Genomic DNA, 21,569 nt, shown 5'->3' with positions numbered 1-21,569 from the left:
GGTGATCACCAGCGGTGGTGCTGGTAACGACACCATCAGTGGTTATGACGATGGTGAGAACCGCCTCTTTGGTATGGATGGGAACGACAGCCTCACCGGCGGAGCGTTGAACGATCAGATCGACGGTGGCAACGGTGCCGATACCCTTAAAGGGGGGACTGGCAACGACGTGTTGCTCGGTGGTGCGGATAACGACTCGCTGTACGGCGAAGACGGCAACGATCTGCTGGATGGCGGCACGGGTAATGATTACCTCAACGGTGGTGCTGGCAGCGACACCTATGTGTTTGGTATTGGCTCAGGTCAGGACACCATCAACAACTACGACACCTCCGTAGGCAACGTGGATACGCTGAGCTTCGATGAGGGTGTGTCGATAGAGCAGTTGTGGTTCAGGCAGAACGGTTCGAGCCTGGAAGTCAGTGTGATTGGTTCCAGCGATAAGGCAACGATTAGCAACTGGTATTCCAGTAGTGCCTATCACTTGGATCAGTTCAAGACTGTTGAGGGTAGGACCTTGCTGGACGGTCAGGTGCAAAACCTGGTCAATGCCATGGCCGCGTTCGGTGTACCTGCGGGTGGTGAGTCCAATCTCACACCCGATCAACGTGCGCAGCTGGATGTGGTGATCGCGGCTAACTGGCAGTAGCTTTACCTGCAGTAAACACAAGGCCCGCCAAATGGCGGGCCTTGTGCATTCTAGTCTTGCGCGATCGAGGCTCAGCCCTCGGCGATGCCCAGCATATCCCGCGCCAACGCCTCGGCTACGCGGATGCCGTCGACTCCGGCCGAGAGGATGCCGCCGGCATAGCCGGCGCCTTCGCCGGCTGGGTACAGGCCCTTGACGTTGAGGCTCTGCAGGTCGGCGTTACGGGTGATGCGCAGTGGCGAGGAGGTGCGGGTTTCGATGCCGGTGAGCACCGCATCGGCCATGGCGAAACCCTTGATCTGCTTGTCGAAGGCCGGCAGCGCTTCGCGGATCGCCTCGATGGCGAAGTCCGGCAGGGCCAGGGCCAGGTCGCCCAGCTTGACCCCCGGCTTGTAGGACGGCTCGATGCTGCCGAGCGCGGTGGAGGGGCGCCCGGCGATGAAGTCGCCAACCAGTTGCCCAGGCGCCTCGTAGGTGCTGCCACCGAGCAGGTAGGCCTGGGATTCCAGGCGTTCCTGCAGTTCGATGCCGGCCAGTGGGCCGCCCGGATAATCCTGCTCCGGGGTGATGCCGACGACGATGCCAGCGTTGGCGTTGCGCTCGTTGCGCGAGTACTGGCTCATGCCGTTGGTCACCACGCGCTCGGGTTCCGAGGTGGCGGCGACCACGGTGCCGCCCGGGCACATGCAGAAGCTGTAGACCGAGCGGCCGTTGCTGGCGTGGTGCACCAGCTTGTAGTCGGCGGCGCCGAGCTTGGGGTGGCCGGCGTACTTGCCCAGGCGCGCCCGGTCGATCAGCGACTGGGGGTGCTCGATGCGAAAGCCCACCGAAAACGGCTTGGCTTCCATGTACACGCCACGGCTGTGCAGCATGCGGAAAGTGTCACGCGAGCTGTGGCCCAGGGCCAGGAGCACATGGCGGCTGCGCAGTTGCTCACCGTTGTCGAGTACCACGCCAAGCAGTTGACCATCTTCTATCAGTACGTCGCTGACCCGTTGCTGGAAGCGCACTTCGCCGCCCAGGGCCTTGATCTCTTCGCGCATGGTGGCGACCACGCCGGTCAGGCGGAAGGTGCCGATATGCGGTTTGCTGACATAGAGGATTTCCTCGGGGGCGCCGGCCTTGACGAATTCCTGCAGCACTTTGCGCCCCATGTGCTTGGGGTCCTTGATCTGGCTGTACAGCTTGCCGTCGGAGAAGGTGCCGGCGCCGCCTTCGCCAAACTGCACGTTGGATTCCGGGTGGAGCACGTTCTTGCGCCACAGATCCCAGGTGTCCTTGGTGCGCTGGCGCACTTCGGTGCCGCGTTCGAGCACGATCGGCCTGAGCCCGGCTTGCGCGAGGATCAAGGCGGCGAAGATTCCGCAGGGGCCGAACCCGACCACCAGCGGACGCTCCTCGAGGCCTGCAGGCGCCTGGCCGACCGGCTGGTAGGCGATGTTCGGCGCGGGGGTTATGTGGCGATCGTCGGCGAATTTGGTCAGCAGCGCGGTTTCGTTGCGCACACTGCAGTCGATGGTGTAGATGAACTGCAGTTCGCTGGATTTCTTGCGGGCGTCATAGCTGCGCTTGAACAGGCTGAAATCGAGCAGGTCGCCGTCGTCGATCCCCAGGCGCTGGACGATGGCTGGGCGTAGGGCCTCTTCGGGGTGGTCGAGCGGCAGCTTGAGTTCGGTGATACGCAGCATGAGGCAATCCAGGATCAGGGCCGGAGGCAACCCGGCAGCTTAGATAAAGGGGCGATTATAAGCGCTATTGGGCCGGGAGGGGCGTGCTGCACTGGCCCGGTTCCATCAGCGGTTGTGCTGGTGGGCGGAAGCGGAACGCCGCCCCCGGCCCACAGCCTGCGCTTGCCGGTGCATCGGGCGGCCGCTTCGGCTGATCAGCAGCCGCAACCGGGCACTCAATCGTTGCGCGCGCCGCCGAAGTAGGCGCAGCCGCGCATCACTTCGCCATTCAGGCGCAGTTCGGCAGACAGGTGCTGTACCGCGCCGCTCATGCTGTCGACACAGCGTTGTGGCGCGGCCCACAGCTCCAGGCGTTGGCCGTTGGCTTCACTGGTCAGGTTGAGGCGGCTTTCCGGCAACTGTTCTTCCAGATAGGGCAAGGCCAGCGGTTCCTGGCCAGCGCGGTTGAGCACCAGCCCCTGGCTGCTGACGGTCACGCTCCAGCCTGGCTCCTGGCCGCTGGCGTGCAGGATGCTACGTTTGAAGTTGGGGTCGTCGCAGCCCGGGCCTTCGCGTTGCAGGCGGTACACCCGGCTGAGCGTCAATTGGCCATCGACGTCGGTGCGCTGGCTGGCCGCCAACTGGCCGCGCAGATCGGCAAACAGCGGGCCGGGGCCGTCGGCCAGCAGTTCGGCCGCTTCACGCATGATCCCGGTCGCGCCGTCATTGGCGATGACAAAGCGCCGCTGCTCCTGGCAGGGGCGCAGCAGCAGTTGGCCGGCGTCCAGGCTCAGCTCGCCTTGCAGGCGGGTGTTTTGCGCCGAATCGGCCTGGGGTTTTTCGCTGAACACCTGGCAACTGGCAAAAAGCGGCAACAGGGCAAACAATAAAATACGACTGGCGTGCATCGAAGCTCTCCTGGCAAGAGCGGCCAAGGTACTCAGCCATTTGGGCGATCACAAGGGCAGAGGCTGATGATTCAGTGCAAACGGGTATACGACGAGGTGGCCGCAACCGATGGTCGTCGGGTGTTGGTCGATCGCCTATGGCCGCGCGGTTGCAGCAAGGCAACCTTGCAGCTGGACGCCTGGCTGCGTGAGGTGGCGCCGTCCACTGAATTGCGCCGCCAATTTGGCCACGCACCCGAGCGGTTCGCCGAGTTTCGCCAACGCTACCGGCGCGAGCTGGCCGGCCATCCGGAATATTGGCAAGGGCTGCTGGACATCGCCGAGCAAGGCACCCTGACCCTGTTGTTCGCCGCACGCGAGAAACAGTCGAACAACGCCCAGGTGCTGGCCGAGTTTCTCGAAGAGGAACTGGACCGCCGAGCCGCACCCAGCTCGGCGGTGTGTTACGCGGACAGGCTCTGAGTCTTGCGCCTAGCCGGCCAGGCCGACATAGACGTTCTGCACATCGTCATGGCCGTCGATGGCCTCGAGGAAGGCTTCGACTTCTTCCATTTCGGCGTCGCTCAGGCCGGTGACCGGATTCTTCGGTCGATAGCCCAGGTTGGCCGAGTTGACCGTGAAGCCCTGCTCAGGCAGGGCGCGGCACACCGCATCGAGATCGGTCAGCTCGGTGATGAACAGGGTGTTGCCCTCATCGGCCGGCTCGAAATCCTGGGCGCCGGCTTCGATGGCGGCCAGTTCCGGGTCGGCGTCGCTGTCGCTGGAGGCTTCGATCAGGCCCACATGGTCGAAGTCCCAGGTCACCGAGCCGGAAGCACCCATCTGGCCCTTGCGGAACAGCACGCGGATCTCGGCCACGGTGCGGTTGATGTTATCGGTCAGGCATTCGACGATCACCGGCACCTGATGCGGCGCGAAGCCTTCATAGGTGGTGCGTTCGAAGTTGACGGTTTCACCGGTCAGCCCCGCGCCTTTCTTGATCGCCCGGTCCAGGGTGTCCTTGGGCATCGAGGCCTTTTTCGCCTGATGCACGGCCAGGCGCAGTTTGGGGTTCATGTCCGGGTCGGCGCCGTTACGCGCGGCGATCATGATTTCTTTCACCAGGCGGCCGAAAATCTTGCCTCTGGCGTTGGCGGCGGCTTCTCTAGGTTTGGCTTTCCATTGTGCGCCCATGCGGATTCTCTTGGTCTGTGCGGGTGAGTAAGTAGCCGGCCGTGAGGTTTACCGTTGAGGCCACGTCCAGATGAGCGGCGGCCAGCAGAAAACCAGGCTACGGAGTTAGACCGCGGATTTTAATCGCTCCGCCTGCGCCTGACACCCTTTGATTGACATGACCCCCTTCGCCAGCGCTGGCGGGAATCTGCCGGCATCCGCTCGATCCGGGGAAATCGTCCTGGAGCAGGCCGCTCGGGTGGAATACAAACAGCGGCCGACTTGTCCTGGCGCAACTGACGGGCTGATGCGCTGGGCTATGCTTGTCGTGAATCAGCAGAGGAGACAGGTTATGCGCAAGGTATTGGTTGCATTCGATGGCTCGGACAGCTCGAAGCGTGCTCTGCAGTACGTCATTGACTTCGCCCGTGATCATGCGGCGACGCTGGAGGTGCATCTGCTCAATGTGCAGCACGAGCCGGTGTTGTATGGCGAGTACGTGACTGGCGCGATCATCGAGCAAATGCAGCAGTCACTGCAGGCCACCGCATCCGAAATCCTCGAGTGGCCGGTCGATCAGTTAAAGGCCGCCGGTATCCGCTACAAGGCGCATAACGCGCTCGGCAACGTGGCGGCCCAGGTAAGCGAGTTCGCCGATCAACTGGGCTGTGACACCGTGGTGATGGGCACGCGCGGCCTGGGCAGTTTCACCGGCATGCTGCTGGGCTCGGTGGCCACGCGGGTGGTTCATGAAGTGTCGGTACCGGTGCTGCTGGTGAAGTAGGCGCTCGAGCAAGTCTGCGCCTAACCTGCGGCAGGCGGCACCGGTCTATGCTTGTAAATGAAGCGGAAGAGGAGACTGGTGATGCGCAAGATACTGCTTGCCTTCGATGGTTCGGACAGCTCGAAGCGTGCCCTGCAGTACGTGATCGACTTTGCCCGCATGCATGCCGCCACGCTGGAGGTGCATCTGCTCAACGTGCAGCATGAGCCCGCGCTGTATGGCGAATACATAAATGATGAAATGATCAGCAACATGCGCCAATCCTTGCAAGTGGCCGCCACTGAGATGCTCGAGTGGCCGGGCGAGCAATTGAAGACCGCGAAAATCGCCCATGAGAAGCACAGCGCTCTCGGTAATGTGGCCGAGCAAATAGGCCTCATAGCCAAGCATCTGCAGTGCGACACCGTGGTGATGGGCACGCGCGGCCTGGGCAGTTTCACTGGCCTGCTGCTCGGTTCGGTGGCTACACGGGTGATTCATGAGGTGTCGCTGCCGGTGCTGCTGGTCAAATAGCTGGTCAGCTGTGTTGTCGATTGCAGCAGCCAAACGGCGGCGGGCATGGCTTCAATGGCAGGCCAGGCGACAGCATCAGGCTGTACAGCAGGTTCTCCTCGCTGAACTGGCCAAGGGCCGCGTAGGAGATCAGTTGCAGGGTATTGCTAAGCAGGACGAACAGGTTGATGGTGGCGACGTAGCGCACCTTGCAGAGGGTAGGCCATTGCTGCATGGAGTCTGCCGGGTTCGTTGCAGTTCGTCCGGTGCTGGAGGTGCGCGGGGACTGTGTGGCTGTTTTGTCCCGCGACTGTATATAGGGACGCTAGGCCGGCGCTGCTCTAATGGCCGCTCACCTGTAACGATGAGGAAGCGCCGTGTCGCCCAAGGATTTGCTGTTGGCGCTGGTGGTGATCATCGTCTGGGGCCTGAATTTCGTGGTGATCAAGATCGGCCTGCATGACATGCCGCCGATGCTGCTGGGGGCGCTGCGTTTCCTGCTCGCCGCCTTCCCGGCGATTCTGTTCATCAAGCGCCCGCAGATTCCGCTGCGCTGGCTGCTGCTTTACGGGCTGACCATCTCGCTGGGCCAGTTCGCCTTCCTGTTCTATGCCATGTCGGTGGGCATGCCGGCGGGCCTGGCGTCGCTGGTGTTGCAATCCCAGGCGTTCTTTACCCTGTTGTTCGCCGCGCTGTTTCTCGGCGAACGCCTGCGCCTGGCCAATTTGTTCGGCCTGTTGGTGGCGGCGGCTGGTTTGCTGCTGATCGGCCTGCAGGGCGACCGGCTGATGACCCTGGCCGGGTTTTTCCTGACCATTGGCGCAGCGTCGATGTGGGCGCTGGGCAATATCGTCACGCGCAAGCTGGGCAAGGTGAATCTGGTTGGTCTGGTGGTCTGGGGCAGCTTGGTGCCGCCGCTGCCATTCCTGGCGCTGTCCTGGCTTGTTGAAGGGCCCGAGGCGATCGAGGCCGCTTTGCGCGGCATCAGTCTGGATACGCTCCTGGTGCTGATCTACCTGGCGTTCGGCGCGACCATTCTCGGCTATGGCCTGTGGAGCCGCCTGCTGTCGCGTTACCCGGTCAGCCAGGTGGCGCCGTTCTCGCTGCTGGTGCCGGTGGTGGGGCTGACGTCTTCGGCGTTGCTGCTCGATGAACGCCTGGGGCCGTTGCAAGTGCTTGGCGCGCTACTGGTCATGCTCGGGCTGCTGATCAACGTCTGCGGCGGTTGGCTGTACGGGCGTCTACGCCTGGCTTGAGCGGCGGCAGTGCTGTTAGCGCTTGCCCATGGAGCGACGGGTACCATTCGGTGCCGGGCCGATCTTCTTTTCGTGAGCGGACTTATTGCCCTTCTGGTGCCAGGCCTGGCCGTCGTTTTTGGCTGAGGCGTCTGCGGCGGCGGAAAACAGCGAGGCGAAACCTGGCAGACCGGGTTTCTTGGCTGCGGCCGGTTCGCTGGTTGCGGCTGTAGCGGGTTCAGCAGCGCTAGGCTGAGCGGCGAGCGTTGGGTCAGGCGAGTGGGGGCTGGTCATGGAGGGTCCGCGGCGGCCGAGGGAAAAGTGGGGCGCGAGTATACCTGTCTATCAAGCGTCGCCCTATTCCGTTGATCGAGGGGGCTCTCAGTTCGCTTCGGCCAACGCCCTGGCCGCTTGCAGGTGGCTGGCGCCGTCCGGTCAATCCATGCAGGCGATGGTTCCAGGTTTGAGCGGGCGAGCCCAGTCGGCACCGCTTCGCATCGCCCTGGGCCGTGGGCGCGCCTCGTGAATCTTTACCCGCAGCTTACTTACGCCTGACCTCAGCTGACTCGTATCCGTTGTTATATGGACGTAGGGGAATACGTCCCCTTGGATACCAGGAGTACTTATGTTTAGTCGAATTTCCAAGGTCGTACTATTGGCCGGTTGTCTTGCTGCGGCAGGCAGTGCCTCCGCTTTTGAGCGAAGCCAGGTTGTTCCCGTAATCGCAGGCGTAGCCGTCGGCGCGCTGCTGGTTTCTACGCTCCATAATTCGCGTGACGATAACCATCGTCACCATCGTCATGATTACCGCCAGCCGCAACGGGTGGTGCATTACGCACCACACCACAACCGGCACCATCGCCATGGTTACGCACCACGCCAGATCAGCTACGTAGCCGTGCCGGTTCGTGGTGACTATCGCAATGATCGTGGCCATCGTAATGATCGCGACCACCGTGACTACCGTGACCAGCGCAATGATCGTGACCATCGCGATTATCGCCGCAACTGAGGACCAGACTCGTGGCGGAGTCCTGCTCAACTGAAGCTATAGAGGCGCATTGTTTACACCATGACTTCCTTTGCGGCCCGCATCCTGCGGGCCTTTCTTCGTCTGGGCTCCGCGTCATGCTCTAGCCAGCGCTCAAGCGCAATCAGCCAGGCCTGTCCTGGGCAACAGGCCTAGGTAACGGCCGGCGCTGGCTCGACATGGCCGCGCGGGGCACGAGGTGACGTGTGGCGGGCAGGCCGTCTGGCCGTAATGCATGATCTTTCGCGCCAGGGTACTACCCTGACTAGAGCCGTTGCGCCTGAGCCAAAGGCAAACTCCGGCATATGTCCCGCACGAGGAAACCTGCATGGAAAAGAAAACAGAACTCCAGACCTATCAACGCCTGCGCAAGCAGCACCCGGAATATTTTGATGCGGTGGAGGCGCTGGGCAAGGCCGTGCGGCAGGCCGGCCCGCTGGAGGACCAGGTCATTCAACTGGTGCAACTTGGCGCCGCGGCGGCCATCCGCTCCGAGGGCGCGGTGCACAGTCATGTTCGCAGGGCGCTGGAAGCCGGTGCCACTGCCGAACAGATCCACCACGCGCTGCTCTCGCTGACCAGTACCATCGGTTTCCCGACAGTGGTTGCGGCATTGAGTTGGGCGGACGATGTGCTTGGCAAAGCGCAGGCCTGAGGCCTGGGGGGCAGGAGGGTGATCGTACCCGTGCACGGCACGGGTACGATCCAGATCATCAGTCCTGGCGGCTGGTGACTTCCAGCAGGTGGAAACCGAACTGAGTTTTCACCGGGCCTTGCACGACATTGATCGGGGCGCTGAACACCACGGTGTCGAATTCCTTGACCATCTGGCCCGGGCCGAACGAACCGAGGTCGCCGCCGCTGCGGCTGGACGGGCAGGTGGAGTTGTCTTTGGCGACCTGGGCGAAGTCGGCACCGCCTTCGATAGCGGCTTTGAGTTCGAGGCACTTGGCTTCGGATGCAACCAGGATGTGACGGGCAGTGGCTTTGGCCATGGGTAATGCTCCTGTGAGGTAGGCCGCAAAGCCTACCGGAATCATGGGGTATGCAAAAGGCCAGTCCCGGTCGGATGTTGTATCCGCGGCGGTGCAAGGCTTCGCTATATCCACCTTACAAGTGCGCGATCTGGTAGCCCGGATACGGCTGGGCGCAATCCGGGAGCTGTGCTGTCGGTGCCAAAGTTCCCTGGATTGAGCTGCGCTTATCCGGGCCACAAAAGCCGTGCATCGGGCTTTACCTGAGTATGCCGACCTCTTTGTAAAAGCGCTTGGCACCCGGATGCAGCGGGATGGGCAGGCCCTCGATGGCGTGTTTCAGGCTGATCCCCTTGGCCGCTGGGGATCACCCGGGCCTGGTAGGCACTGTTGCCGATCTGTTCGACCACCCTGGCGGGAATCGGCACGAAGGTGATCGGCATGCGCGCCGCCAGGTCCCTGATCGCCGCCATGCCCAGCCCTGCGGATTGCAGAATGGCATCCAGCTGGCCGCACTCGATCAGCTCGATCGACTCGACATAGGGCTTGAATTCGACATGCGCCATGTCCTCATAGCCGAGCCCCGCCGCCTGGAAAATCGCCCGCACGTTGAGGTCGGTGCCCGAGCGTGGCGCGCCCACCGCAATGCGCTTGCCCTTGAGGTCGGCCAGGCTCTGGATGCCTGATTGCTGGGTCGCCACTATCTGGATGTAGTTGGGATAGATCGCGGCGATCGCTCGTAGCCTGTCGCGCGGGGCCCGGAAGCCGGCCTCCTGATTGCCTTGCCAGGCATCGGCCAGCGCATCGCCCAGGGCGAAGGCCGCTGCGCTACAGCAGATGGCATGCCAGTCGGGGGGAAGCCACGTGCTTGAGAGGTTGCCCGGATATATGACGGACAGGATCGGCGGAATCATGCCGAGAGCAGGTGCCGCCGGATCAGCACACGCAATTACCTCCAGTTTGCTGCGCGACAGCGCGGCGTTCGGACGACGGGGGATCTCTTATCAAGAGGGCCAACGCAGGAAGTTTTTCTACGGCCTGTTAATGGGCCGAGGCGACTATCTGGAACTATGCTTGCCACGACACTGCGCGGCCATCAACGGCCGGGAGAACGCTATGAATAATGTACTGGTTCCATTCGACGGCTCGCCCAGCGCCAAGCGGGCAATTCAATACCTGGTGGATTTCGCTCGGAGCAATCCGAACCTTTCGGTGCATGTGATCAACGTGCAGACCGAACCCACCTTTTTTGGCAACCACGGCTCGCCGAGCATGATCGAGCAGTTCAGGACTGCGGCCTTGGAGTATGCAGGGGTGATCAATGCCGAGGCCGTGACCTTGCTCGGGGCGGCCAACATCCGCTGCAAGTCCCATGAGGTGCTGGGTGATGTGGTTACCGAGGTAATCCAGGCGGCCGCGAAATACGGCTGCGACACCGTGGTAATGGGCACCCGTGGTATGAGCAACTTGGGCAACCTGGTGATGGGGTCGGTGGCTAACCGGGTGGTGCACGAGGTGCCGGTGCCGGTGCTGCTGGTCAAGTAGCGACTTTGTCGGCTAGTCCGAACCGCGCCGCCGGTCGTGCCCCCGGCTGGTGTGCAGCTGAAGTGTTGTCTGCTGTTGGGCCTGCCCTCTTTGATGGCTATCACTGCGCTTAACCTGCGCGGCCCGCCCCTCTATGCCTGCGACCCCCTCCAGACGCCTTGCCGCGCACCTTGCGCGAGCTCGTTGCGGCGCGTTCCACCTGATCCAGGGCTAGCGCTTCAGCGCTTGCGCGGCATTCATGCTGCGCAGATCTGTGCGGTCGGCTCCGACCCTAGATAAACGGATCAATCTGCCCTTACCGGTTGTCTAAAATTTAACCAGCGAGCCTGACAGTACCCAGATATCCACCTCAGGAGGTCTTGCCATGAACACCTTGACCATTGAAGGCTGGTGCAAAGCCAGCGGCGCCACAAAGTCCACGCCTGTGGGCAGCTTCCATTTTCGCGTGAGTGAGCCTGATCATTTGCGTCTGGAACAGGCCGAAGAGCGCTTGCAAAAGGCTCACGAGGCCGAAACTTTGGTCGATGCCGATGTGACCGAGCTGGAGTTAAGCCTGCCGGAGGAGTGCAGCCCCCTGTCTGATTGCCAGTGGCGCGTCTATCTGGATGCGGATCAGCGTGGCCACTTTCATCTGGTCGGGCATCGGGCGAGTGACGGCGGTTTGGTTTATACCAATGCGGTCATGATCGACCAGCTGGGCTAGCAGGCGTGTGAGCCGTTACGCAAGCTAGCGGCCACGCCCTTGAGCCTGCCGTGCTGCCGTGCGGGGGCGCTGGCAGGCTGGAGGCAACGCTCGATTCACTGAGCGGCGGCGGTAGTTTGCCACTTCAATCCATGTCCGGTTGCAGTACAGTGTCAGCGAGCAACGGCTCGATCATTTTAGCGGCCCGCCCAGGCCATCAAGCTCCAGGATGTGGATGACACCAGCCATGCCCCCTACCGCCCATTCGACTGGCTGTCGCGCGCAGCGCAACCGCCTGACAGCGCTTACGCTGGCGACAGTTGCGCTGCTCAGTGGCGCTGCGGCATCCGCTAGCGACAGCCAGCAGCTGATCGCGCTGATCAACCAATACCGCGAATCGCCGCAGACCTGCGTTGGCCAGTTAACCGAGGTCGCCGGCCCGCTGGTGCCCGACGCACGCCTGGCCCGCGTGCAGCTGGCGTCCAGTGTGCAATTGCAGGACGCCTTGCAGCGGGTCGGTTATCAAGCGGCCACGGTGAAGGTGATTACCCTTTCCGGGCCGGGCAGCGTGGACGCCGCGATCGAGGCGTTGAAACAGCGCTACTGCGCCTCGTTGCTGGACGTGCAATACGCCGAGGTCGGCGTGCAGCGAACGGCCAATACCTGGCAGGTGATCCTTGCCCGGTCATTGCTGCCCAGCGGCCTGCCGGATTGGCAGGCGGCGGGTCAGGAACTCCTGCAATTGGTCAATGCCGCGCGCGCCAAACCGCAGCGCTGTAACCGCCAGGCAATGAGCCCGGTAGGGCCGCTGCGCTGGAGTGAGCCGCTCGGCCACATCGCCCTGGCGCACAGCCGCGACATGGCCGTGCACAATTACTTCAGTCACCGTGCCAAGGACGGCAGCCTGGCGGGTACGCGCGCCATGCTCCTCGGCTATGACTGGCAACTGATCGGCGAAAACATCGGCGCAGGACAGGGCACGGCAAAACACACAGTCGCCGGCTGGCTGGCCAGTCCCACTTACTGTTTCAACCTCATGAACCCGGACTTCACGGAAATGGGCGGTGCCTATGCGTTGAATCCGCAGAGTGATGCGGCCATCTACTGGACGCTGCTGTTGGGCACGCCGCAGTAGGATCAGCGTTTACGGGGAGCGAGGCGCCGGGCAAAATCGGGCGGTCCATGGCGATCTTGCCCGGCCCGAGACGGCGCTGCCAGGCACAGGCGCATCTGGTCGAGACCTGTTCGCGAGTGGTGTTGTCTACACTCAGGCTGTTCAGGGCACCCAGTATGCGTACGCGCAAAGTGAAGGCAGACACCATGGTCGCAACACGAGAACCCTTGCCCACGCCCCGGAGCCTTGTCGGCCGCAGTCGTCTGCGCGGCGTTGCGCTGCTGCTGGTCGCCATGCTGCCTGCCGCAGCGGCGCAGGCCTCCGAGGCAGGGGGCCTGCTGACCCTGATCAACAGGTATCGCCAAGCCTCGCCAATCTGCGACGGCCGGCAGGTTCCGTCATTGGGCCCGCTTGCGGCAGATGGCAGATTGGCGCGGGTGCTGGTGGCTACCGAGGCGCAACTGCAGCGTGAACTGAAGCGGGCCGGCTATCAGGCCGGTAGGGTGCAGGTGATTGCCCTGACGGGCTTCACTAACGTCACTGCCGTGATGGCTGCGCTCAAGCAGCGCTACTGCGGCCCCTTGCTGGATCCCCAATACAGCGAGATCGGCGTGTTGCGCCGGGACAAGACTTGGCAACTGATACTCGCACAGCCTCAGCTATCCCCGGACTTGGGCGACTGGCAGCAGGCGGGGCGGGCGATCCTGCAACAGGTCAACCAGGCTCGCGCCAGCCCCAGGAACTGCGGCGCTCAGGCGTTCGCGGCGGCAGCGCCGCTGACTTGGAATGCTCGGCTCGCCAACTCCGCGCTGGCGCACAGCCGCGACATGGCTGCGCGCAATTACTTCAGCCATACCGGTAAAGGCGGCAGCCAGGCCGACGTGCGCGCCCAGCGGGCCGGCTACCGCTGGCAGCGCATCGGTGAAAACATTGCCGCCGGTCAGGGCAGCGCGACACTGGCAGTAGCCGGCTGGCTGGCCAGCCCGTCCCACTGCCCCAACATCATGAACCCGCACTTCACCGAGATGGGGGCCGCCTACGCGGTGAATCCCGAGAGCGACTCGCTCATCTACTGGACCCAGGTGTTTGGCACCCCGCGCTAGGCTGCGGCAACTGGCAGCCATGGCGAACCGGTGAGGATGTATTGAGCAGAACAGCCACTCGGTTAGCGGTTCCAATAGGGGCGGGCAATAACGGCATCGATGCCCGAGGCCGCCCCCCAGCAAGTTGCCACTATCCAGTCCGCTAAGCCGAGTGCCGACCTGCTTCGCTACCGGCGTGCGCGCCGAGGCCGCCGCAAGCGTCGTCAAGGTGGAGTGCGACCAATCTCCAGGTCGAACTGCGCCTGCGCGGCGTGATCGACACTGTCGCGCACAGCCACAGCCACAGCCACAGCCACAACCACAGCGCCGCTGGCAGCGGCTTCTCACCGATCAGTGCCGGTGCCGCTAGCCCTGCAGCCAGGCTTCGGCTTGCGCCTCCTGGCCCAGGTCGAAGGCCTTGATCTGCAATCCGGGAATCAGCGCGCCCTCGAGCTCGCTGGCTTTCCTCACCCATTCCTTGCCGGCGACCACGGCCATGCGGTCGAAGCGCCGGACAAAACGGAACAGTTGCGGAATACGCGACAATTCGACGGCCACCGCGCCCAGGGTCGGCAGGGCAAAATCGCCGATTCGATACAACATCAGGCCGTGCTCGATGCCTTCGGATTGCTGGCTCAGCTCATCCAGTGCGGCGCGCATTTCTTCACGGTCGAGCTTGCCGGAAAACTCGACGTCGATGCGGTTTTCGCCGTTGCGCATTACCTTGAACATGGCGACTCCTCCACAGGTGATGTGACTTCCACCATACGCCTCCTGCCTGCACAGGGTAATGGGTGCGCACCTCTGGGGCACGGGTGAGCGCCAGTGACAGGACCAGTTAAGTCGCGGTGCTCGGATCCCTATGCGCGCCAGCGTACAGACGGCTCGCCGCAATCCCCTGGACAATGCAACGTTACCCGCGCTTGAGCAAATCGAACGCCAGGGATATTCATTAGGTTGTGCACTGGAGTACCTAACATGGACATTTTAAAACTTGTTTCCACCGCCGTCCTGCTTTCCGCTTTAGGGCTGAGCGGCTGCTCCGGCATGACGCATCAGGAGAAGGGCACTGTCGCCGGGGCTGCCGTCGGTGGCGTGGCCGGTAACGTGCTCTGTGGTGGCGTGCTCTGCACCGGCGCCGGCGCCGTGGTAGGTGGCGTGATTGGCCACGAGATCACCAAAGACAAGAAATAGACCAAACCGCGGTGAACGCCTGAGCCGCACGCAATGTGCACATCGGGCTGGCCGCCGGACGCGACCACGCCGAGGGCGGCACTCGGTGGATAATTGCACAAGGGCTTTGGCCGCGAAGCCCTGGTTTGCGTTACCCCTGACAGGACTGAGCGATGCCAGCTGTCGGGTGACGAGCCATTCCCAACATTAACCTGTAGCAACGCTTTGCGTGCGAAAGGCGACAGATCCACGTCTGCGCTGGCCGGGCGCCGGGGGACACATCTCGTCCGGTTTGGTGGTGCGCACCAGTTTCCCACACGATTAAGACACTGGCCGTGCCGGCCCTCGACGGCGTTTGCCTGCTGCAGGCCCAGGCCCGGCAGAGTAAGCCAGTAATTAATAACGCGGCCAGCTATAGAGCCAGCGCCTCCAGATTGGCCAGCACGATCTGCCGGGCGCGGATCGGCAGTCATGACCAGGTTCAGTCTGCTCGACTAGGGGTTGGGCTGGGTTCGCTGGTGTTGGCCATGCCCAGGCAATATAGATTGTTGCCGTTGCGCTTGGCTGCATACATCGCCTGGTCGGCAATGTGGATGAGACTGTCGATGTTCGGCCCGTGCTCCGGAAACATGGCAATGCCAAGACTGGCGCCAACCTGATGGCTGGAGTTGCCGAGTTTGAGCGGCTGGGATAGACGCTGCAGAATCTTCTCGCTGATTACGTGCGCCTCGTCGTGCAAACTCTTGCTGCGGGCCAGATCCTCGATAATCACTACAAACTCATCGCCGCCCAGCCGTGCCACCATATCGGACTCGCGCAGCGTTTGCTGTAAGCGCCGCGCCGTGCCGACCAGTAATTGGTCGCCCACGGCATGCCCGTGTTCATCGTTGACTCGCTTGAAACCGTTGAGGTCGATAAAGACCAAGGCCACCCGGGTGACGTTGCGGCGTGCGCGCGCCAGTGCCTGGGTTAAGCACTCTTCGAGCAGCAGGCGGTTGGGCAACCCGGTCAGCGGATCGTGGCGGGCGATCTGCTTCAACTGGTTGACCGAGGCTTTTTCTTCGCTGATGTCGCGCACGACGCCCATCATCCTGATCGGTTGGCCATTGGCATCCTTGACCACGTTGCCGGTTTCGCGCAGCCAGTGGATGCTGCCGTCAGGCCAGATCACCCGATATTCTTCGTCATGGTTATGGCCGGTTGCAATGCAGCGCAACTCGCCTGCCCGCACTTTTTCGCGGTCATCCGGGTGGACACAGGCACAGAACAGTTCATAGCTCGGGGTTACTTCGCCAGTCTTGAAGCCGAACATGCCGTAGATGGCCTCCGACCAATACAGCTTGTCGGTATCGATCGACCAATCCCAGGTGCCGATGCAGGCGAAGTACTGACTGCGCTTGAAACGTTCGATATCTTCGCCGTGATCGTCGTGCTGAGTCGTCGCCTGGCTGAGGACGAAGGCATGGCCGTGCGAGGCTGCGGGTAGGCGATTCACATCCACCATCCGCGGCCGGTCATCCGCCGGCAGCAGAATGTGCTGGCGCGCAGGCGTTGCAGCGTGCTCGCCGGGTTGCGGCAACCAACGCGCTAGCGGCAGGCCTTGCATCGTCGCGGCGGGATGGCCCAGCAGCCTTGCCGCCGCGGCGTTATGCACACTGATGCGACCGTCACGGCTCACCAGCAACAGCCCTTTGGGCAGGCTGTCGAGCAAGGCACGATGTTGCGCCAAATGGTTTTCTATCCGGCGCAGGCGCAGCAGCACAAGTGCCAATGAAACGATCAGTAGCGCAGCGATAATGGCGAGGCTGGTAGCAATCATTGGCTTTGGTAAACGATCGTGGATGGAAAGTCGCAGAAAAACGGCTAATGCCGAGCATTATGCCCGGTAAGTATGAAGGTAAGTACTTAGTCGTTAGTGGGGAAGGCCAGGCAGCGCCGCGCTTGATGCTTGCCTGGAGCCAGGACAAGGCGAATCGCCCTACGCACCGACCAATCACCTCGAGCAACCCGCGGTTCGTAGGGTGACACTCGCCGCAGGCAGTGCACCGTGGGTTATCGGCGCGGCACAAAAGTTGGCGGGTTGTCGCTGCGCGGCGCTTACTTGGCCGCATCCAGGCGTTTGTCGGTGAACACGCAGAGCACGCCGGCTCGGTTGTGCATCACCTGATGGTTGAAGTCGCAATAGGCCGCCGCCACGCTCAGGGCCATTTCTTCGCTGATCAAGGTGCCCTGGTCCGGACGAAACCAGGCCATCTGGCCGGGCTTGCAGCGCTCCGCCTGGGGATCGGTGTTGTAGGTGCACAGACCGCTCAGATCGATGGGAGGGGCATCATTGAAGCAGGCGGATAAAGACAGGGTTGCTGTGCTCAGCAGGAGCAAACGGACGATGGTGCGCATGGCAGGGTATCTCGACTATGGAGGAGAGGCTGGGTTTAGTGCCGGAAAAACCGCCAAGGTTCCTTAACTGCCGGGTCGAGCGCTGGCAGACTCAAGGATGGGCAATCCGCAACAATTCAAGGGTGGATGATCTGGTTGCTGGTGAAGTTACTGCTTGCGGCGGTCTTCCAGCAGCCACGCTTCCTGCCAGCGTGTGCCGGCAGGAAGCAGGAATGCGCTGCTGTGCTTTAGGCACACGTCACTTCACGGACTCACGCCACTTGGCGTTGGCGAAGCCAATTTGCACGGCTTGGTCGATCTCAATGATAGGCACCAGCTTGAAATCGAAAAATGGTGCCCAGGCGCCATGCACTTGCAGCGCCGCGGCGGCCGAGTCCGTCTCGACCAGCGCTAAACCTCCGCTGCAGTCGGCATAGGAGTAGTGGGCCTTGAATGTATAAGTCTCTGGCGGCGTCCAGTTGCTGAACAGTTGGAGTGCACGGCTCTGTGACGCCTCCGTGGTATTGGCGCGAAGCTGGTAGCTGACTGCGAACAACATAAGAACCTCCTGACAGGAGTGCAGCAACGTCCCTTTGCAGGACATCGGGCCGCGAGAGCGCCCGGTGCGAAAATGTGGACGGATCGCCACTCTGAAACTATAGCCAAGGGGGCAAGGGGCTGAGGCAGCCCAGGCCAGTCAACTGAAATGTATCCAACTAGATAGCGTGTTCTGCCATTTACGGGCGCAACGGCTGTTGTCGTGCCCGCGCGCTTTGCCTAGCCGGAACGATTCGCGCGAGGCATTGCGTCCTGCTGGCCTGAAAGCATGGATTCTGCGGCAAAAATGGGCTGTCTAAGCGCTTACCTGAGCATAATCCTTCGATGTTTCCCTCTATCTATGTCGAGCGGTTGCGCGGGTCCGACCCTGTCCGGGTACGGCCACCTGAACCCAACCGCGACTGATGCGCTGACAGCCGCACAGTAAATTCCCGCCATTTGGTACCCCCACATGATCTGGCCTGATTCTGCTTGTTGTGACATGGCACCTGAAAAACCGGCTCCGACCCTGTTAAACATTGAAATCAACCGCCATCGGCATGGCAGCTGCGAAGGGCGCCATATGTGCACTGCCGAACAGAGGCGGACGACCGGTCACTCGTATGCTCATAACAACTGCACCTGTCGCACGGCAGTACTTGGCTCTAGGTCGGGCGATGCGCCGTGAGGCATCCGGCTTGCGCGAACGAGGTCGGCTGCAGCGGGTGGTTTACTGGCGCGGGGGCGGGCGCTCCTGACTATTTCTCCATTGACGAGGTCTGCATCATGCTCGATTTTCGAAATGCTTCGATGTATGCCGCGCTGTTGTTCGGTTTCTCCATATCTCCCGTAACTTCGGGCCTGGCGCTCGCGCAATCGGGGATGTGGGAGTACTCGGTGGTGCCGGGTCTGCAACTTGCCCAGGCCTTCTCCAGCACAGTGCAGGAAGTACAACGCGAGCTGAACCGACGCGGCTATAGCGCCGGACCCTCCGATGGCTTGATGGGTGCTCGCACGCGCGCGGCAATCCAGGCCTACCAGAGCGAGCATGATCTGCTCGTGGACGGGCAGGCTACTTCGGCCCTGCTGGCACATCTGCGCACCTCCGCGCAAAGCCGCACGCCCGCCGCGCAGCCGGAAGCCGAGGCCTCGTCACAGCCGGTGGCGGAGATCCAGGAAGCGCTACGCAGCCTCGGCTACACGGTCGGGCGTCCGTCCGCACGGCTCACGGACGAGACCCGTGCTGCTATCCGCCGTTACGAGTCAGACCACGGTTTGCTGATGTCCGGTGAGCCGAGTACCGAACTGCTTAGGCACATGCGCGGGCGCGTTGATGGCGCGTCGAGCACTGCCAAGGTGGACGCCAACACCGTGGCGCGTATCCAGACCGAGCTGCGCCTGCGCGGCTACCCGATCCCCCTGGTCAGCGGCCAGATGGACGCTCAGACCCGCCAGGCCATTCGTGAGTACCAGCAGGGGCGGGGTGTCCCGGCGACCGGTGAACCCAGCCAGACCCTTCTCGATGAGCTGCGCGTCGCCAGCGCCGAGCAGGCGCCCAGTGCGCCCTTGACTCTGGCGCAGCGGGCTGCAGCACAGCGGGCCCTGAGCGCCCGCGGCTACGATGCCGGCCCGCCGGATGGCGTGCTCGGCCCGCGCAGCCGGATTGCGATCCAGAAATTCCAGACCAGCAACAACCTGAGCCCGACCGGCGAACTGACACCCCCCACCCTGGAACTCCTCGGTCTCGGCACCGCCGTTGCGGAGCCACCGCAGGTCGCCGTACGGCCATACCGCACGCGGGTGCAGGACGACTTCGCGGACGGCGATTACGTCCGCAATCCGGCCTGGCACATCACCTCCGGCCGTTTCGAGGTGCGCAATGGCGGCCTCAACTCGTGGGTGAACCCGCCATCGGCACGTGCCGAAGACCGCGGTCAACAGCAGCTGAGTGACCTGCTCAAAGAGCAGTTCGGGATCTCCCTTCCGGGACAGGCGAAACAGGCGAAACAGTCGGAACAGGCGCGCGCGGCGGCGGCGTATCTGCCGACCCAAATCAGCCAGGAGTTCCAAATCACTATGGTGCTGTCTGGATCCGCGGAGGCACACAGCCACATCGATCTGGGTCCCTATCAGGGCGATAACCTGAACCATGGCTACCGGCTCAACTACCGCGCCAACCAGCCACGGCCGCTGCAGCTGCTATTCGTCAACGAAAAAGGAGAATCGGCCATTGCCAGTGCAAAGCTTAAATTCGACAACGGTGGGCCGCACCAGCTGGTCTGGCAGCGTGATGCCGAAGGACGAATGATGGTGAGCGAGGACGGCAAAACCCTGATCGACGTCGTCGACCGGAGCCTGATCGGCGACCTCAACGGCTTCTCGCTGATCAATGCCGGCGGTGCCTGGACCCTGCAAGAGCTGATCGTCGAGGATCGTCGCTAACAAACCAAGAGCACCGGTGGCAGCCGTAAGACCTGCCACCGTGCCTGCCTTTGCCCTGCTTGGCGGATCAAACCGTCAGCGCGAGTACCTGCGCCAGGTGCCGATGCAGGCGAAGTACTGACTGCGCTTGAAACGTTCGATATCTTCGCCGTGATCGTCGTGCTGAGTCGTCGCCTGGCTGACTGCGAATAATACAAGAGCCTCCTGACAGGAGTGCAGCAAGATCCCTTTGCAGGACATCGGGCAGCGAGAGCGCCCGCTGCCAAAATGTGGGCGAACCGCCACTCTGAAACTATAGCCAAGGGGGCAAGGGCCTGAGGCAGCCCTGGCCAGTCAACTGAAACGTGTGCAATCCATCCACTAACGTCGGGTGGTCGGCCTCGGCACGAGCCACTTCCAGGAGCGTTTGGCGTGGCCCTGCCATTCGGCAGTGAGTGACCCGGGGCATGAGCAAGGCCAATAAGTCCCTTCAGGCCTTGGCAGTTGTGGGCGCTGATAGGCATTCGCATTGGATAACGATTTAGATTGTATTTATAATTCGCGCCTTTTGACCGAGGCCGATCTGCCGTGGGTATTCTCTCGTCTATCTATGATCGCCTGAGCGAGCTGGCGATCGAACCGGTTATTCAGCAGTTTTCCGGTGTTTTCGATCTGAATGGGCGCTTCGGCGTGCTGTTTCTCAGCATTTCCTACGGCGTCGCCTATGGCCTGTTCCGCTTCAGGCGCTATCGCGGGCTGACCGACGCGCGCTCGTTCTGGCAGTTCATCGGCGGCAGCCGGGTCAATTTCCATCGCTCGGCGCTACTCGATTACCGCTACTACTTCGTGCGGGCCATCCTCAAAGTCGCGCTGGTGCTGCCGATCATCGGCCTGGTCGACCCACATATCCTTCGCGCCGCCGACTACATGGCCTTTTTCAGCACGCTGTGGGGCGCGCGCCCGCAACTGGGGCAGAACCTCTCGCTGTCCCTGCTCTACGGGCTGGGGGTGTTTCTGGTCGGCGACTTCACGCATTACTGGACGCACCGGGCCTTTCATTGCCGCTGGTTGTGGGCGTTTCACAAGGTCCATCACTCGGCGCCCGTGCTGGTGCCGGTGACTGCGAGCCGGGTGCATTTTGTCGAAAAGCTGGCCGGCAAACTGGCCAGCGCCATCTGCCTCGGCGCCTACGCCGGTGCCTTCTGGTACGCCTGTGGCGGGGAGATCAGCCGTTACACCCTGTTCGGCGTGACCTACCTGGTGTTTATCTGCAGCGCGCTGGCGGCCAACCTGCGCCATAGTCATGTCTGGCTGTCGTTCGGCCCGCTGCTCGAGCATGTGCTGAATAGCCCGGCCCAGCACCAGATCCACCACAGCGATGCGCCCCGGCATTTCCACAAGAACTTCGGCACCAACCTGTCGCTCTGGGACTGGATGTTCGGCACGCTCTACGTCACCCACGCGAAGCCGGAAGCCATTAGCTTTGGCACCGCCGAACAGGATTCCCATCGCTACCTGACGCTCTACGGCTTGATCGTCACGCCCTTCGTGGACACCGCGCGCCAGCTTTTCCCGGCGAAACGCGCACAGATGGATGCGTCGGGATCCGCAACTGGGGAGCGGATCTACCCAGCCAATTGAAGTTAATGGCTAACAATCGCGTATGCAGATCATTGATCCGTAAATAAACAGAACGAATGCGCCGCGCCGGGTTCCACTCTCTGTAACCCATCGGACTGAGGTGTGGC

24 protein-coding genes and 1 pseudogene are annotated in these 21,569 nt (G+C 62.4%); 13 read left to right on the top strand and 12 right to left on the bottom strand.

From position 1 onward, the window contains the following. Window positions 1-649, top strand: a 649-nt coding sequence (locus tag PH586_RS18995; protein ID WP_333908335.1) for a calcium-binding protein, incomplete at its 5' end; no start/stop codon positions are given. 71 nt (window positions 650-720) lie between these two features. On the opposite strand, the gene PH586_RS18990 is transcribed toward PH586_RS18995, so the two are convergent. Together PH586_RS18990 and PH586_RS18985 are read right to left on the bottom strand one after the other, a co-directional pair. Next, entirely contained in the window at window positions 721-2,337 is a 1,617-nt protein-coding gene (locus PH586_RS18990) for an NAD(P)/FAD-dependent oxidoreductase (protein WP_271349361.1), read from the bottom strand. Between the two features lie 215 nt (window positions 2,338-2,552). Continuing rightward, window positions 2,553-3,224, bottom strand: coding sequence for a COG3650 family protein (locus tag PH586_RS18985; protein WP_271349360.1), 672 nt, complete (start codon window positions 3,222-3,224; stop codon window positions 2,553-2,555). Between the two features lie 66 nt (window positions 3,225-3,290). Here PH586_RS18985 and PH586_RS18980 point away from each other — a divergent pair, with 66 nt between their 5' ends. Further along, window positions 3,291-3,686 carry a DUF488 domain-containing protein gene (locus tag PH586_RS18980; protein WP_271349359.1) on the top strand — a complete coding sequence of 132 codons (396 nt, stop codon included), beginning with the start codon at window positions 3,291-3,293 and terminating at the stop codon, window positions 3,684-3,686. Between the two features lie 9 nt (window positions 3,687-3,695). Here the strand turns inward: PH586_RS18980 and PH586_RS18975 are convergent, their stop codons facing one another. Further along, window positions 3,696-4,397, bottom strand: a complete 702-nt coding sequence (locus tag PH586_RS18975) for a YebC/PmpR family DNA-binding transcriptional regulator (RefSeq protein WP_271349358.1) — start codon at window positions 4,395-4,397, stop codon at window positions 3,696-3,698. A 331-nt stretch (window positions 4,398-4,728) separates the two neighbouring features. Here PH586_RS18975 and PH586_RS18970 point away from each other — a divergent pair, with 331 nt between their 5' ends. Both PH586_RS18970 and PH586_RS18965 read left to right on the top strand, forming a co-directional pair. Then, on the top strand, window positions 4,729-5,160 hold the full coding sequence (locus PH586_RS18970) for a universal stress protein (RefSeq protein ID WP_271349357.1): 432 nt from the start codon (window positions 4,729-4,731) through the stop codon (window positions 5,158-5,160). A gap of 81 nt (window positions 5,161-5,241) precedes the next feature. Beyond that, window positions 5,242-5,673 carry a universal stress protein gene (locus PH586_RS18965; RefSeq protein WP_271349355.1) on the top strand — a complete coding sequence of 144 codons (432 nt, stop codon included), beginning with the start codon at window positions 5,242-5,244 and terminating at the stop codon, window positions 5,671-5,673. 4 nt (window positions 5,674-5,677) lie between these two features. Here the strand turns inward: PH586_RS18965 and PH586_RS18960 are convergent, their stop codons facing one another. After that, window positions 5,678-5,887 (bottom strand): hypothetical protein, encoded by a 210-nt coding sequence (locus tag PH586_RS18960; RefSeq protein WP_271349354.1) that lies wholly within the window; start codon window positions 5,885-5,887, stop codon window positions 5,678-5,680. Between the two features lie 142 nt (window positions 5,888-6,029). Between PH586_RS18960 and PH586_RS18955 the strand changes: the two genes are divergently transcribed. Further along, window positions 6,030-6,908, top strand: a complete 879-nt coding sequence (locus PH586_RS18955) for an EamA family transporter (protein ID WP_271349353.1) — start codon at window positions 6,030-6,032, stop codon at window positions 6,906-6,908. A gap of 15 nt (window positions 6,909-6,923) precedes the next feature. Here PH586_RS18955 and PH586_RS18950 read toward each other — a convergent pair whose 3' ends face one another. Further along, window positions 6,924-7,181 (bottom strand): hypothetical protein, encoded by a 258-nt coding sequence (locus PH586_RS18950; protein WP_271349352.1) that lies wholly within the window; start codon window positions 7,179-7,181, stop codon window positions 6,924-6,926. Window positions 7,182-7,539: 358 nt separating this feature from the next. Then, a complete protein-coding gene (locus PH586_RS18945; RefSeq protein WP_271349351.1) occupies window positions 7,540-7,878 on the bottom strand; it encodes a hypothetical protein in 339 nt (112 codons plus the stop codon). 367 nt (window positions 7,879-8,245) lie between these two features. Between PH586_RS18945 and PH586_RS18940 the strand changes: the two genes are divergently transcribed. Then, on the top strand, window positions 8,246-8,572 hold the full coding sequence (locus PH586_RS18940) for a carboxymuconolactone decarboxylase family protein (RefSeq protein ID WP_271349350.1): 327 nt from the start codon (window positions 8,246-8,248) through the stop codon (window positions 8,570-8,572). Between the two features lie 58 nt (window positions 8,573-8,630). On the opposite strand, the gene PH586_RS18935 is transcribed toward PH586_RS18940, so the two are convergent. Both PH586_RS18935 and PH586_RS18930 read right to left on the bottom strand, forming a co-directional pair. Next, on the bottom strand, window positions 8,631-8,912 hold the full coding sequence (locus PH586_RS18935) for a peptidylprolyl isomerase (protein WP_271349349.1): 282 nt from the start codon (window positions 8,910-8,912) through the stop codon (window positions 8,631-8,633). 238 nt (window positions 8,913-9,150) lie between these two features. After that, window positions 9,151-9,712, bottom strand: a pseudogene (locus tag PH586_RS18930) (TAXI family TRAP transporter solute-binding subunit); the annotation flags it as partial. A 295-nt stretch (window positions 9,713-10,007) separates the two neighbouring features. Between PH586_RS18930 and PH586_RS18925 the strand changes: the two are divergent. From PH586_RS18925 to PH586_RS18910, 4 genes are all read left to right on the top strand, one after another. Next, entirely contained in the window at window positions 10,008-10,436 is a 429-nt protein-coding gene (locus PH586_RS18925) for a universal stress protein (protein WP_271349348.1), read from the top strand. A gap of 364 nt (window positions 10,437-10,800) precedes the next feature. Further along, window positions 10,801-11,139, top strand: a complete 339-nt coding sequence (locus PH586_RS18920; RefSeq protein WP_271349347.1) for a hypothetical protein — start codon at window positions 10,801-10,803, stop codon at window positions 11,137-11,139. 226 nt (window positions 11,140-11,365) lie between these two features. Then, window positions 11,366-12,253: a CAP domain-containing protein gene (locus PH586_RS18915; RefSeq protein WP_271349346.1), complete on the top strand. Its 888-nt coding sequence runs from the start codon at window positions 11,366-11,368 to the stop codon at window positions 12,251-12,253. 185 nt (window positions 12,254-12,438) lie between these two features. Beyond that, window positions 12,439-13,335, top strand: a complete 897-nt coding sequence (locus PH586_RS18910; RefSeq protein ID WP_271349345.1) for a CAP domain-containing protein — start codon at window positions 12,439-12,441, stop codon at window positions 13,333-13,335. A 345-nt stretch (window positions 13,336-13,680) separates the two neighbouring features. Here PH586_RS18910 and PH586_RS18905 read toward each other — a convergent pair whose 3' ends face one another. Next, complete coding sequence (locus PH586_RS18905; RefSeq protein ID WP_271349344.1) at window positions 13,681-14,046, bottom strand: SpoIIAA family protein; 366 nt, start codon at window positions 14,044-14,046, stop codon at window positions 13,681-13,683. Window positions 14,047-14,292: 246 nt separating this feature from the next. On the opposite strand from PH586_RS18905, the gene PH586_RS18900 reads away from it, so the two are divergent. Next, on the top strand, window positions 14,293-14,508 hold the full coding sequence (locus PH586_RS18900) for a glycine zipper 2TM domain-containing protein (RefSeq protein ID WP_271349343.1): 216 nt from the start codon (window positions 14,293-14,295) through the stop codon (window positions 14,506-14,508). A 460-nt stretch (window positions 14,509-14,968) separates the two neighbouring features. Here PH586_RS18900 and PH586_RS18895 read toward each other — a convergent pair whose 3' ends face one another. The 3 genes from PH586_RS18895 to PH586_RS18885 form a co-directional block, all read right to left on the bottom strand. Beyond that, window positions 14,969-16,306 (bottom strand): sensor domain-containing diguanylate cyclase, encoded by a 1,338-nt coding sequence (locus PH586_RS18895; protein ID WP_271349342.1) that lies wholly within the window; start codon window positions 16,304-16,306, stop codon window positions 14,969-14,971. Between the two features lie 278 nt (window positions 16,307-16,584). Beyond that, the gene (locus PH586_RS18890; RefSeq protein ID WP_271349341.1) at window positions 16,585-16,884 is read right to left on the bottom strand and encodes a hypothetical protein; all 300 of its coding nucleotides are present in this window, start codon (window positions 16,882-16,884) and stop codon (window positions 16,585-16,587) included. A gap of 238 nt (window positions 16,885-17,122) precedes the next feature. Further along, a complete protein-coding gene (locus PH586_RS18885; RefSeq protein ID WP_271349340.1) occupies window positions 17,123-17,422 on the bottom strand; it encodes a DUF3303 domain-containing protein in 300 nt (99 codons plus the stop codon). Between the two features lie 764 nt (window positions 17,423-18,186). Between PH586_RS18885 and PH586_RS18880 the strand changes: the two genes are divergently transcribed. Both PH586_RS18880 and PH586_RS18875 read left to right on the top strand, forming a co-directional pair. Beyond that, window positions 18,187-19,842 (top strand): peptidoglycan-binding domain-containing protein, encoded by a 1,656-nt coding sequence (locus PH586_RS18880; RefSeq protein ID WP_271349339.1) that lies wholly within the window; start codon window positions 18,187-18,189, stop codon window positions 19,840-19,842. Between the two features lie 567 nt (window positions 19,843-20,409). Next, window positions 20,410-21,462 (top strand): sterol desaturase family protein, encoded by a 1,053-nt coding sequence (locus tag PH586_RS18875; protein ID WP_271349338.1) that lies wholly within the window; start codon window positions 20,410-20,412, stop codon window positions 21,460-21,462. Window positions 21,463-21,569 lie beyond the last annotated feature (107 nt).

This window comes from Pseudomonas aestuarii (assembly GCF_027988105.1).
Taxonomy (GTDB): domain Bacteria; phylum Pseudomonadota; class Gammaproteobacteria; order Pseudomonadales; family Pseudomonadaceae; genus Aquipseudomonas; species Aquipseudomonas aestuarii.
This window is presented reverse-complemented; position numbering and strand designations above follow the sequence as displayed.